Consider the following 12,522-nt stretch of genomic DNA (forward strand, 5'->3'; position numbering starts at 1 on the left):
GTCGGGACCGAACCCCCGACCACGGCCCCTTCGCGTCGCGCCGCCGCCCTCGGGCGACGGCCCCCTCGCTCAGGCGACCTCTTCCAGCTCCCGCGCCTCCTGCACCCGTCCCCCCGACGCGGCCTTGCGGCGCTTGCGCAGCGCCACCACCCCGCCGACCACCACCGCGAGGCCGAGCAGGACCCACATCACCCCGCTGAACACCGACTCGATGTACTTCGCCGAGGCGCCGGCGGCCGAGCCGATGGCGATGTGCAGCGCCGACCAGCTCACCGCGCCCGCGATCGAGGCGGGCAGGAACCGCCGGTACTCCAGCTTGCACGCGCCCGCGCTGGCCGGCACCAGGGTCCGCACCACCGGCATGAACCTGGCCACGAACACCGCCCACGCGCCCCGGCGGCGCAGCAGCTCGCCCGCCCGGTCCCAGTGCTCCTGCCCGAGCTTGCGCACCAACCCGCTGTCGCGCAGCCGGTCGCCGTAGCGGCGGCCGAGGAAGTAGCCGATGTTGTCGCCGGCCACGGCGCACACCGACACCACCAGCCACATGACCAGGAACCTGGGCACGGTGGTCGCCGTGGTGGAGGCCAGCAGCAGCGCGCCCTCGCCCGGCGCGATGAAGCCCACGCCGAGCGTGCACTCGGCCAGCGTCAACGCGCCCGTCACCGCCAGCACGGCGGGTTGGGGCAGACCGGCCAACCCCTCCAGGGCATCGGTCAGCAAGGCCATGGTTCTCGTCCCCCCGGGAGTCCGCTGCGGTCCACGCCGCTCGACGGCGGTCGTCGCGCAGGTTAGGGCCGTCGCGTTCCGGCGGATCAACCGGTCCGGACCACACCCGCGTCACTCGTTCCAGGGGAGAGTCCACCCGATCGGGCGGACCGGGCGCATCGGACCACGGTCGGACCGCGCGCCAGACCTCAGTCGTACGGGTCCTGGACAGAAGTCAGGGGCGCACCCCCAGGGCGCGCCCCCGACCCCGCCCGGCGTCGTGCCGCCGAGCCCTTCGTCCGGCTTGTGGTTCAGCTCAGGTCGAATACGCCGCTTTTCGCGGTCGATACGAATCGGGACCACTGCGCGAAACCGAAGCCCAGCTCGTCACCGGCCCGGTTCTTGGAATCGCGCACGCCCGCGCCGGCCGTGCCGAGCGTGATTTCCACGCACTCCGGCCCGCCCGCGGACGACCGGCTGCTCTTCCGCCACTCTCGCTGCATGGCAGTTCACTCCTGGTTCAGGTGAGCTCGCACGCCACCTGCTCGATGAAGGCGGCCGACGCCGCCGGGTCGAGCGATTCGGCGCAGAGCCGCGCGAACATGTTGGAATACCTGGCGACGTCGGCGGCCTGTTCCAAATAGACGTCACTCCGTGAGCTTTCGATGTATACCACGTCCGGGTCGAGTTTCCCCGGGAACGTGAGGATCACGAACGGGCCGTCCATCGCGGCGTGGCCGCCGGCGGCGAAAGGAGCAACCCGGAGGGTGACGTTCGGCAGGCCGCCGACCTCGTTCAAACGCCGCACCTGTTCGGCCATCACCTCGCGGCCGCCGACCACCCGGCGCAGCGCCGCCTCGTCCACCACGACGTCCAGGCGCAGCGGGTCGTCCTCGGTGAGCAGGGCCTGGCGGGCCTTGCGCAGCTTGACGCGGCGGTCGACCTCGGCGGGCGCGGCGTCCGGCAGGACGTCCCGGATCAGCGCCCTCGTGTAGGCCTCGCCCTGGAGCAGGCCGGGGACCATCAGGCCCTGGTAGGTGCGCACGGACTCGGCGTCGGCCTCGAACCCGACGTAGCGGCCGGGCGCGATGTCGCCGAACTCGTCCCACCACGCCCGGCGGCGGGCCTCGCGGGCCAGCTGCACCAGCTCGTCGCGGGTGTCGGGGTCCGCGCCGTAGGCGGCGAGCATGTCGCGGACGTCGCGCGGGGTGACGCCGACCCGGCCGGTCTCGATGCGGCTGATCTTGGACGCGGAGCACTCCAGGCGCTCGCCCACCTCCTCGATGGTCAGCTCGGCCGCCTCGCGCAGCCTGCGCAGCTCGCTCACCAACCGGCGTTTGCGCAGCGTCGGGCTGCTCCCCCGTGGCATCCGCACCTCCTCGTGGGACGTTGACCGGCCCTCAGTTTGTGCCGGTGCGCAGATGGAGCAAAGAGTCGTCATCCATTCGTGTAGCGCAACTTGCAGACGGCTGGTGGCCGCCAGCAGGCTTCTGGAGCACCCCACCCCCGGAAGGAGCGCTGAAGGTGTCCGGCACGGTCTTCAGCCACCTCGACAAGTCCCTGCGCGAACACCTGGCCACGCTGGTCCACCTGGCGTCGACCGGCGACGACGAGACGGCGGCCGACCTGGCCCGCAGCGAGTTGCCGCGCGTGGTGGCCGCCGTCAGGGCCCTCCTCGACGAGCACACCCCCGACGAGCACGGCCGCTGCCCCACCTGCCGCACCCACTGGTGGCGCCGCCGCCTCCCGTCCCCGTGCCGCGCCTACCTGACCACCCAGCTCTGCCTGACCGTCTTCGACGACGACCCCTCCGGCAGCCGCAAACACCTGCGCCGAGTCAGCTGACCCCGCGCGTGTCCTCCACTCGGACATCGCGAGTCCTCCACTCAGACACCACGAACCGCACGTTCCCGCTCCCCCGGCGCGCGACCCGCCCGGCCCGAGTGGACGACACGCGGTGCCGGAGCGGAGGACACGCGATGCCTGAGTGGAGGACACGCGGTTAGGTGTGGACTGGGCGCAGGGCGGCTCGGGTTGGGTCCACCAGGTAGACGCGGGCCTCGGAGATGTCGAAGTACATGCCCACCAGGCGCAGCGCGCCCGCGGCGACGGCCTCGCGCACGCTGGGGTAGGTCATCAGGTTGTCCAGCTGCTGGGCGATGTTGGCGACGGCCAGGTGTTCGAGCGCGGGCAGGTCCGACTCGGCCGCGTGGAAGCGGATCAGGCTCGGCTCGGCGGCGCGCAGCCACTCGTGCAGCTGCGAGCCCGGCCGGGCCGAACCGTTGACCAGGGCCTTCATCGCCCCGCAGTCCGAGTGGCCGCACACCGCGACGGTCTCGACCGCCAGCACCTCCACCGCGTACTCGATCGCCGCGCCCACCGAGTGGTCGCCGCCCAGCGGCACCAGGTTGCCGAGGTTGCGCACGCAGAACAGGTCGCCCGGACCGCTGGTGGTGATCAGGTTCGGCACCACCCGGGAGTCCGAGCACGTGATGAACAGCTGCCGCGGCCGCTGGCCCCGCGCGGCCAGCTCCGCCAGGAACGGCCGCACCAGCGGCGCCGTGGTCCGCTCGAACTCGTGCATCCCGCGGATCATCGGGTCGGCGTCCTCGCGCTGCCGCGGCACGGTCACCGCGCGCTGCCGCTGCCAGTGCGACCACGGCGCGAACCACCTCGGCGGCGGCGACAGCGGGGTCTTGCGCAACGCCGGGATGCCGCGCGTGGCCTTGCTGAACCACGTGTCGTGCACCTCGTCCACCTCGACCTGCCCGCCCAGCCGCTCGTAGCCGGTGCGCCACTCGTCGATCGCCTCGTACGCGCCGTGGTCGAGGAAGTCGATGTGCAGCTCCAGCACCACCCGCTGCCCCAGCGGCACGGACCGCAGCCCGCGCACCAGCCGGCCCGCGCCGAGGAACACCAGCGAGCCCCGGACCACCACCCGGTAGCCGTCCGGCTCGGCCTCCACGCGCACCGACGTGCGGGTCAGCCGGTGCAGCGACCGCAGCGCCGCCACCGCGACCCCCAGCAGCACGCCCTCCACCAGCCCGAAGGCCACCACGCCCAGCACCGTGACCGCGTACGCGCTGAACTCGCCGTGCCGCCACAGCGCCCGCATCCTCCGCACGTCCACCAGCCGCAGCGCGATCACCAGCAGCACGCCCGCCAGCGCGGCCAGCGGGATCAGCTCCAGCAGCGCGCCGAGCGCCAGCACGAACACCGTGATCCACAGGCCGTGCAGCACCGCGGACGCCCTGGTCCGCGCGCCCGCCGCCACGTTGGCGGAGCTGCGCGCGATCGCCGCGGACACCGGCAGCCCGCCCAGCGCGCCCGCCACCGCGTTGGCCGCGCCCTGGGCGACCAGCTCGCGGTCGAGGTCGGCGCGCGGCCCGTCGTGCAGCTTGTCGATCGCGACGGCCGACAGCAGCGATTCCACGCTGACCACCACGGCCACGGTGAGCACCGCGAACGCCACGCCGCCGAGGCCGCCGGCGGGCAGTTGCGGCAGCACCAGCCCGGACAGCGGGTCGTCGGGCAGGTCGACGCGCGCCACGTCGAGCCCGCCGGTCAGCACCGTCGCGGCGAGCACGGCCACCAGCGGCGCGGGCACGAGCGCGGCCCGGGGCAGGCGCGGCCACAGCAGCATCACCGCGACGGTGAGCGCCCCGACCAGCACGGCGGCCCAGCTCACCTCGGTGGTGAGCACCCGAGCCAGGTTGTCGGGCACGGTCGTGGCGGCCGTGCCGCCGAGGACGACGGCGAGCTGGCCGACGGCGATGCTCAAGCCGAGCCCGGCGAGCATCCCGTGCACCACGGCCGGTGACAGCGACAGCGCCAACCGACCCATCCTGACCAGGCCGAACACCACCTGGACGACACCGGCGGCGAGCGTGATGGCGGCCGTGGCGGCCCAGCCGTGCTCCGCGACGATGCCCGCGGTGATCACCACCATGCCCGTTGACGGCCCGCTGACCGCCAGCGGCGCGCCGGTGAGCACGCCCGCGACCAGGCCGCCGACGACCGCGGAGACCAGGCCAGTCACCAGCGGCGCGCCGGTGGCGGCGGCGATGCCCATCGACAGCGGCACGGCGACCAGGAACACCACCACCGAGGCGGGCAGGTCGTGGCGGAGCACGCCGGCGAGCCCTCCCGGTGGGCCCGCCGTGGTGTGCTCGCCGGCGTGGGACTTGGTGGGGCGTGGACGGTTCATCGCACGGTCCTTCCGAGCAGCGAGGGATCGCCCCGCGCGGTGGTGCGCGGGTCGCGGTGGGTGCGCCGGCCGTGGTGGTGCGCCGGTCGCGGTGGGGACACCGGTTGTGGTGGGGACACCGGTTGTGGTGGGGACACCGGTCGTGGTGGTGCGCCGGTTGTGCTGGTGCGCCGGTTGTTGGCGGTGCGCCGGTTGTGCTGGGGACGCCTCGGTCGCGGTGGGGACACCGGTCCGGTGGCCGGGGGCGGTGGTGGCCGACGGCGGTGGTGGCCGGGGTGGTGGGCGCTGACGGCGGTGGGCGGTGGCGGCGGGGTGGCCGGAGGTGGTGCCCGAGGCCGTGGCCCGAGGCGGTGGTGCCGAGGTGTCGCGGGCCCCGGCGCGCGGGCCGGGGCGGCGGTCTCAGCGCGCGGCTAAGGGCAGCGGGGGGCGCGGCCGGAGGGTGACGAGTCGGCGCTCGGCCCCGGCGCGGTGGTGGGTGGTCGCCACGGTGGCACCTCCGTGTCGGCACAGTGGGCGTGTCGGCACAGCCGCGTCGCTGAAGGTCAGCGTCGACACCATCATGACGACGGTGTGGCCGATCCGACAGCGGCACCACCCGGACGTGTTGATCAACGCGTCGCCGTCACGGCTGGTGACGGGCCTGCTCAGAGGGGGTCAGCGGAACGCGGGCGCGGCGGCCCGGCGCAGGGCGAGCGCGCCGCCCGCCGCGCCGAGGAGCGCCGCCGCGACGTACCCGACGGCCTCGAACTCGGGCACCGCGCCGAGCCACGAGGAGCCCGGCCACGGGGCGGTGATCAGCGGGTACGCCACCACCGGCGCGAGCAGGGGCGGGCGCAGCGCCGGCGGCGCGAGCGCGGTCGCCGCGCCCGCCGCCGTGAAGGCCGCGTAGCCGACCCCGACGTCCACGACGTCGGTCAGGTCGGTCGGATAAACACCCGAAGAGATGACGGCCGCGGTCGCCAGGGTCGCGCCGACGTGGCCCGCCAGGACCACCGCCGCCGCCCGCCACGGGCCGGTCTCGCGCTCGACGCGGCCCAGGCACAGCGCCACGGTCGCGAGCGCCAGCGCGGTGAACACCGGGCCGTCGTCGGGGTCGAGCACGAACGCGCTGCCCAGCAGGGCGCTCAGCGGGTGGTCGGAGAGGTTGCCGGAGTTGGTGCTGAACGACTCGTACACCTGCGCCGTCGCACCGTCGGCGAACACGAATCGCATCAGCAGGGCGAGCCCCGCCACGGCCAGCAGGTAGCCGGCCGTGACGGGGTTGCGCCGGAAGCGGTCACGCACCCGGCCATGGTCGAACGGGTCGGCTCAGGCGTCCACCTGAGACCTGTCACCCGACCAGAGGGTGTGGAAGCTGCCCTCGCGGTCGGTGCGCCGGTAGGTGTGCGCGCCGAAGAAGTCGCGCAGGCCCTGCACCAGGGAGGCGGGCAGCCGCTCGGAGCGCAGGGCGTCGTAGTAGGCCAGCGCGGACACGAAGCCGGGCGCGGGCACGCCGGCCTCGACCGCGCCGACGACGACCCGCCGCCACGCCTGCTCGGCCGACTTCACCGCGTCCCGGAAGTAGTCGTCCACCAGCAGGGAGGCCAGCTCCGGGTCCTTGTCGTAGGCCTCGCGGATCCGGTCGAGGAACCGGGCGCGGATGATGCAGCCACCGCGCCAGATGGTCGCCATCGCGCCCAGGTCCAGGTCCCAGCCGTACTCGGCGCTCGCCGCGCGCATCTGGTCGAAGCCCTGCGCGTACGCCACGACCTTGGACGCGTAGAGCGCCTGCCGCACGTCCTCGACGAGCCCGCCGGCGAGCCGGTCGGAGGCGAACACCTCGGAGGCGCCGAACGCGCCGCGGGCGGCCTCGCGCTGCGCCACCCGGCCGGACAGCGAGCGGGCGAACACGGCCTCGGCGATGCCGGTCACCGGCACGCCCAGCTCCAGCGCCTCCTGCACGGTCCAGCGGCCGGTGCCCTTCTGCTCGGCCTCGTCGGCGATCACGTCGACCAGCGGCACGCCGGTCTCGGGGTCGAAGTGGCCCAGCACCTCGGCGGTGATCTCCACCAGGTAGGACTCCAGGTCGCCGCTGTTCCAGCCGCGGAAGACCTCGGCGATCTCGGTGGGCGTCATGCCGCCGACGCGGCGCAGCAGGTCGTAGGACTCGGCGATGAGCTGCATGTCGGCGTACTCGATGCCGTTGTGCACCATCTTCACGAAGTGCCCGGCGCCGTCCGGTCCGACGTGGACGCAGCACGGCACGCCGTCCACCTCCGCCGCGATGTCCTCCAGCACGGGCCCGAGGTGCCGGTAGGACTCCGGCGACCCGCCGGGCATGATCGACGGGCCGTTGAGCGCGCCCTCCTCGCCGCCGGAGATGCCGGCGCCGACGAAGTGCAGCCCGGCGTCCCTGAGCGCGGCCTCGCGGCGGCGGGTGTCGGCGTAGTGGGCGTTGCCGCCGTCGATCACCATGTCGCCGGGCTCCAGCAGGGGGACCAGCTCGTCGATGACGGCGTCGGTCGGGCCGCCCGCCTTGACCATGATGATGATCTGGCGCGGGGTCTGGAGGCTCGCGACGAGCTGCTCCAGCGTCTCGGCGGGGACGAAGTCGCCCTCGTGGCCGTGCTCCTCGATCAGCGCTTTGGTGCGGGCGTGGCTGCGGTTGTGCACGGCGACGCGGTAGCCGTGCCGGGCGAGGTTGCGCGCCAGGTTGCTGCCCATGACGGCGAGCCCGGTGACGGCGATCCGCGCGGGTGCCTCGGAGGTGGTCATTGGCACAGCCTGCCGAAATTCGCGCTCCCGCGCACGTGTTTCGCACCCCGTGGAACCGAAGCGCCGAGTCCGAACCCGACGGCTGTAACATCGTGAAACAATCCTGGAAAACGGGGGTGCGCATGAGCAGGGCGACGGTGCGGGACGTGGCGCGGGCGACGGGGCTGTCGATCGCCACCGTCTCCCGGGTCCTCAACGGCCAGGCGAACGTCGCCCAGCACACCCGCGAGCTGGTCCTCAAGGCGGTGGACGAGCTGGGCGCGCGGGCGCCGAGGCCGCGCGGCGCCAAGCCGACCGGCTCAATCTACGTGCGCTGCCCGTACCTGCTCACCGACTACTTCGGACTGATCGTGTCCTCGGTGGCCGAGACCCTGGCCCTGCACGGCCACCAGGTGGTGCTGGACGCGGGCACGTCGGCGCAGCGCAGGCGGGTGCTGCCGGACCTGGCGGGCCGGTCCGACGTGGGCGGCGCGGTGCTGATCCTGCCGCCGGAGCCGGCCGAGGAGCTGGTGCGGCTGCGGGACCGGCGGTTCCCGTTCGTGGTGGTGGACCCGCGCACCGAGCTGCCGCGCGACGTGGCGTCGGTGTCCGCGGCGCACTTCGCGGGCGCGCGGCGGCTGATGGCGCACCTGGTGGAGCTGGGCCACCGGCGGATCGGCGTCATCGGCGGCCCCCGGGACTGGCAGGCCAGCGACGGCAGGCTCGCCGGGTACGCGGCGGCGCTGTCGGACGTGGGCGTGCTGCCGTCGCCGGAGCTGCTGCGGCACGTGGACGAGCCGACCGACGGGCACGGCCACCGGGCCGCCGGCGAGCTGCTGGACCTGTCCGAGCGGCCGACCGCGCTGGTGGCGTTCAACGACAAGATGGCCGTGGGCGCGTTGCGGGCGGCCCGGGAACGCGGCCTGTCGGTGCCCGGCGACGTGTCGGTCGCGGGTTTCGACGACCTGGACCTGAGCCGGGCCTCGGCGCCGGAGCTGACCACCGTGCGGCAGCCGTTGCAGGAGATGGGCCGGATGGCCGTGACGCTGCTGGTGCGCCTGCTGGACCGGCACGAGCTGGAGGCGTTGCACGTCGAACTGGCCACGGAACTGGTGGTCAGGGCCTCCACGGGACCCGCGCGGAACTCCTGAGCCAACGGCGTTTCACGGTATTTACCGGGCTGGGATCGCGCCCTTGACACGGGTATCGGCCCATTGTTTCCTTTCACGTGCGGACACGTTCCACAAAAGTTTCATTTGTTACAGGCCAGCGGAACCCTGCCCACACCGTCGTGAAAGGAGTCCGAGGTGCCCTCTACCCGCCATCGGGCTTTCACCAGCGCCGCGATAGCCGCCCTGACCGCGGCCGCCGCCGTGGCCGCCGCCCCCTCGCCCGCCGCGGTCGCCGCGGGCGAGTCGGTCAACATCTACCTGACCACCACCTCCGACAGCGGCGGCCGGGTGGTCACCCGGGGCTTGGCGCAGCAGCCGTCCATCGCCTTCAGCGGCAGCGCCGGCGGCGCCACCCACACCATCACCGTCAACGAGAACACCCGCTACCAGCAGTTCGAGGGCGGCGGCGCGTCGATCACCGACACCACCGCGCACCTGCTGCGCGGCGGGCCGGTCTCCGCGGCCACCCGGGACGCGGTGATGCGCAGGCTGTTCCACCCGGTCGACGGCATCGGCCTGTCGTTCGTGCGCAACCCGATCGGGGCGTCCGACCTGTCCCGGCCGGGCCACGTGTCTCTGGACGACACGTGCTGCGACCTCAACGACTGGGGCGCCAACGGCTACGACGCGAACGTGCGGCTGCTGACGCAGCAGGCCAAGCAGCTCAACCCGCAGCTGCGGGTCAAGGGCGTGCCGTGGAGCGCGCCGGGCTGGATGAAGGACAACGGCCGCATGGACCAGATGGGCTGGCTCAAGTGGGAGTACGCCCCCATGTACGCCCAGTACTTCGTCAAGTACGTGCAGAGCTACCAGGCGGCGGGCATCCCGGTCGACTACGTGTCCGTGCAGAACGAGCCCAACTGCTGCCAGGCGAACAACCCGACCGCGATGAACTACCCCGGCATGAGCTGGAACCCCGCGGGCCTGGTCGAGTTCACCAAGAACAACCTCTACCCGGCGTTCCGCGCGGCGGGCATCAACACCAAGGTGCTGGTGCACGACTGGAACTACGGCGACTACGCCAACTTCGGCTCGGGCGTGCTCAACGACGCCGGCGTGCGCAACGACCCGCTGTTCGGCGGCATCGCCTGGCACGGCTACTTCGGTGACCCGGCCGTGGGTTCGCAGGTGCACGACCAGTACCCGAACGTGAAGCAGTTCAGCACCGAGCACTCCGGCGGCACGTGGATCTCGAACCAGCACAACGAGGACATGGCCGACATCGTCAACTACGCCCGCAACTGGAGCTCCAGCCTGGTCAAGTGGAGCCTGGCGCTGAACCAGGACATGGGGCCGCACAACGGCGGCTGCGGCACGTGCACCGGCCTGATCACGGTGCAGGAGGGCGGCCCGCGCGCCGGCCAGGTCGACTACACGATCGAGTACTACACGACCGGTCACCTGACCAAGTTCGTCAAGCCCGGCGCGCACCGGATCGACTCGACCGCGAACGGCGCCGTGCAGAACGTGGCCTACCGCAACCCCGACGGCTCCAAGGCGCTGATCGCCCACAACGGCGGCACGTCGTCCCAGTCGATCCGGGTGAACTGGGGCAACCAGGCGTTCACCTACACCCTGCCCGCCCGCACCTCGGCGACGTTCACCTGGCAGGGCGCGCAGGGCGGGGGCCAGCCCGGCGGCGGCGCGATCACCGGCCTGGCCGGCAAGTGCGTCGACGTCGCGGGCGGCAGCGGCGCCGACGGCACGGCCGTGCAGCTGCACACCTGCAACGGCACCGCCGCCCAGCAGTGGACCCGCCCCGGCGACGGCACGCTCCGCGCGCTGGGCAAGTGCCTGGACGTGAAGGACCGGGGCACCGGCGACGGCGCGCAGCTCCAGCTGTGGTCGTGCGGCGGCACCCCGAACCAGCAGTGGACCTACACGGCGGGCCGCGACCTGGTGAACCCGGCGGCGAACAAGTGCCTCGACGTCACCGGCAACTCCAGCGCGGACGGCACCAGGCTCCAGCTCTGGACCTGCACGGGCGCGGCGAACCAGAAGTGGACCCTCGCCTGACCGCGTGACCGGCGAGAACACCCCGACCACCGGCGGGCGGACCCCGGCCGGTGCGCGAACGGGGCCCCGTCACCCCTGGCGGCGGCTGGGCGGGGCCCCACCGCGCGCGTTCCCGAAGCCCCGGCGCGGTCGAGGAGCGCCGGGGCGCGGGCGGGCGCGGCACCATCGGCGCATGAGACTCCGCGCGCTCACCCTGATCACGGCGGTCCTGGCCACGCTCCTGGTGGCGCCCCACCAGGCCGCGGCCGCCTGGTCGCTCACCACCGCCCAGCGCCGGGCCTACCTCTCGCACTACGCGCCGGTCATCCTCAAGCGCGGCGACGAGAACGACGGCAAGCAGGGCCGCGACTGGCTGACCAACTTCGACTTCGACCGCGACGGCGACTACGCCACCAACCGCGCCAACTGGCTGGACGTGGACCGGTACCTGGCGGGCGAGCGCCCCGGCTGGCAGGTCCGGCCCACGCTCTACACCGCGCTGCTGGAGTTCACCGAGGGCGGCTCCAAGTCCCTCGTGCTGCTGTACCACGTCTACAACGCCGCCGACAAGGACGGCAGCGAGATCCACGACTGGGAGCGCGTCGAGATCGTGGTGCGCGGCGTGACCGGCACCCCGGGCACCGGGGGCGAGCACTTCGCCAACGCCACCGTCACCCACCACAAGGACCACGTCATGCGCCGGTCCACCGACCCGGACGTGCGGTTCCTGGACACCCCCACCGGCCGCCACCTGCTGCTGTGGCAGGCCGACGAGAGCGACTTCGACCTGCCGGACATCGGGCCGCACGGGCACGAGCTGCGCTACGTCACCGACCCGTGGTCGGACATCGCGGGCCGGTTGGCCACCGGGAACGCGGAGGTCGGCATCTCCGGCGCGGACGACGAGCGCAACGTGCACTACGCGTTCGTGCCCGGGGGGTCGGCGGGCGCGGTGGGCGCGCTCGGGGCGGTGCCGCTGACCGACGCCAACGCCTCGGCCCAGGCCGGCCGGGTCGACAACGGCACCAGGGTGCGGTGGGCGCAGGTCAAGCGGCTGACCTACGAGTTGCAGGACCTCGCCGACATCGTGCCGACGCACTGGTCGCAGGGCGACTGGCGGCGGCACTGGCTGGACACCGACGTCGTGGACGTGCTGTTCGAGACGCCCTCGTCGGGCATCGGGGCCGGTCGTCAGCGGTTCCACACCGCGTCGCGCGACAACGCCGCGTCCGACCTCACCGACGGCCGCGAGGGCTACCTGTCGAAGGCGTGGTTCTTCGGCGCGTACTCCGCCGAGCTGGACGAGGACACGCCGTCGGGCAGCGACGACTTCGGCGGGTTCGCGGGCACCGGCGTGGACAGCCTGGGCCGCACGCGCGGCGCGGTGAGCGGCGACCCGGCCTCGCACGGCGCGTACTGGCGGCAGCACGAGTACTTCGTGCACTCCGGCGGCATCGACGACGCCCGGACCCGCGAGGTCGGCACGTGGCTGCCGCCCGGCTGGCACCTGGCCGCCAACGGCGGCTTCGACGGCCGCTGGCAGCCGCTGTTCGACTGAGTTCCCCGGCCGGCTCCTCGGCCGTCCCTTCCGCTGACCGGTCCGCCCGCCGCGACCGCACGACCGGTCCTGGGGGGCGGACGCGTTCCAGCCACCACCCCACGACCGGCGGCGACCGGAGTCCCACACCCGGTGGCACCGTTGGCCAGCCC

General features: G+C 73.4%; 10 protein-coding genes. 4 read left to right on the forward strand and 6 right to left on the reverse strand.

Annotated elements, in window-relative coordinates:
- Window positions 1-69 precede the first annotated feature (69 nt).
- The 3 genes from ACFV4N_RS31485 to ACFV4N_RS31495 form a co-directional block, all read right to left on the reverse strand.
- On the reverse strand, window positions 70-726 hold the full coding sequence (locus ACFV4N_RS31485) for a DedA family protein (protein WP_499676269.1): 657 nt from the start codon (window positions 724-726) through the stop codon (window positions 70-72).
- A gap of 290 nt (window positions 727-1,016) precedes the next feature.
- Window positions 1,017-1,208 (reverse strand): DUF397 domain-containing protein, encoded by a 192-nt coding sequence (locus ACFV4N_RS31490; RefSeq protein WP_499676270.1) that lies wholly within the window; start codon window positions 1,206-1,208, stop codon window positions 1,017-1,019.
- Window positions 1,209-1,225: 17 nt separating this feature from the next.
- Window positions 1,226-2,074 carry a helix-turn-helix domain-containing protein gene (locus tag ACFV4N_RS31495; protein WP_499676271.1) on the reverse strand — a complete coding sequence of 283 codons (849 nt, stop codon included), beginning with the start codon at window positions 2,072-2,074 and terminating at the stop codon, window positions 1,226-1,228.
- A gap of 155 nt (window positions 2,075-2,229) precedes the next feature.
- Here ACFV4N_RS31495 and ACFV4N_RS31500 point away from each other — a divergent pair, with 155 nt between their 5' ends.
- A complete protein-coding gene (locus ACFV4N_RS31500; protein ID WP_499676272.1) occupies window positions 2,230-2,550 on the forward strand; it encodes a hypothetical protein in 321 nt (106 codons plus the stop codon).
- Between the two features lie 157 nt (window positions 2,551-2,707).
- Here the strand turns inward: ACFV4N_RS31500 and ACFV4N_RS31505 are convergent, their stop codons facing one another.
- From ACFV4N_RS31505 to gnd, 3 genes are all read right to left on the reverse strand, one after another.
- Window positions 2,708-4,912, reverse strand: coding sequence for a SulP family inorganic anion transporter (locus ACFV4N_RS31505; protein ID WP_499676273.1), 2,205 nt, complete (start codon window positions 4,910-4,912; stop codon window positions 2,708-2,710).
- A gap of 654 nt (window positions 4,913-5,566) precedes the next feature.
- The gene (locus ACFV4N_RS31510; protein WP_499676274.1) at window positions 5,567-6,196 is read right to left on the reverse strand and encodes a rhomboid-like protein; all 630 of its coding nucleotides are present in this window, start codon (window positions 6,194-6,196) and stop codon (window positions 5,567-5,569) included.
- 24 nt (window positions 6,197-6,220) lie between these two features.
- On the reverse strand, window positions 6,221-7,666 hold the full coding sequence (gene gnd, locus ACFV4N_RS31515) for an NADP-dependent phosphogluconate dehydrogenase (RefSeq protein ID WP_499676275.1): 1,446 nt from the start codon (window positions 7,664-7,666) through the stop codon (window positions 6,221-6,223).
- A 122-nt stretch (window positions 7,667-7,788) separates the two neighbouring features.
- Between gnd and ACFV4N_RS31520 the strand changes: the two genes are divergently transcribed.
- From ACFV4N_RS31520 to ACFV4N_RS31530, 3 genes are all read left to right on the forward strand, one after another.
- The gene (locus ACFV4N_RS31520) at window positions 7,789-8,796 is read left to right on the forward strand and encodes a LacI family DNA-binding transcriptional regulator (protein WP_499676276.1); all 1,008 of its coding nucleotides are present in this window, start codon (window positions 7,789-7,791) and stop codon (window positions 8,794-8,796) included.
- Window positions 8,797-8,952: 156 nt separating this feature from the next.
- Window positions 8,953-10,833, forward strand: a complete 1,881-nt coding sequence (locus ACFV4N_RS31525) for a ricin-type beta-trefoil lectin domain protein (RefSeq protein WP_499676277.1) — start codon at window positions 8,953-8,955, stop codon at window positions 10,831-10,833.
- A 172-nt stretch (window positions 10,834-11,005) separates the two neighbouring features.
- Window positions 11,006-12,370 carry a hypothetical protein gene (locus ACFV4N_RS31530; RefSeq protein WP_499676278.1) on the forward strand — a complete coding sequence of 455 codons (1,365 nt, stop codon included), beginning with the start codon at window positions 11,006-11,008 and terminating at the stop codon, window positions 12,368-12,370.
- Window positions 12,371-12,522: the final 152 nt, after the last annotated feature.

Source organism: Actinosynnema sp. NPDC059797 (assembly GCF_042732085.1).
Lineage (GTDB): Bacteria > Actinomycetota > Actinomycetes > Mycobacteriales > Pseudonocardiaceae > Actinosynnema.

Coding starts and splice junctions, on each gene's coding strand:
- ACFV4N_RS31530 (WP_499676278.1), top strand. CDS start 11,006: ATGAGACTCCGCGCGCTCACCCTGATCACGGCGGTCCTGGCCACGCTC.
- ACFV4N_RS31495 (WP_499676271.1), bottom strand. CDS start 2,074: ATGCCACGGGGGAGCAGCCCGACGCTGCGCAAACGCCGGTTGGTGAGC.
- ACFV4N_RS31505 (WP_499676273.1), bottom strand. CDS start 4,912: ATGAACCGTCCACGCCCCACCAAGTCCCACGCCGGCGAGCACACCACG.
- ACFV4N_RS31520 (WP_499676276.1), top strand. CDS start 7,789: ATGAGCAGGGCGACGGTGCGGGACGTGGCGCGGGCGACGGGGCTGTCG.
- ACFV4N_RS31490 (WP_499676270.1), bottom strand. CDS start 1,208: ATGCAGCGAGAGTGGCGGAAGAGCAGCCGGTCGTCCGCGGGCGGGCCG.
- ACFV4N_RS31485 (WP_499676269.1), bottom strand. CDS start 726: ATGGCCTTGCTGACCGATGCCCTGGAGGGGTTGGCCGGTCTGCCCCAA.
- gnd (WP_499676275.1), bottom strand. CDS start 7,666: ATGACCACCTCCGAGGCACCCGCGCGGATCGCCGTCACCGGGCTCGCC.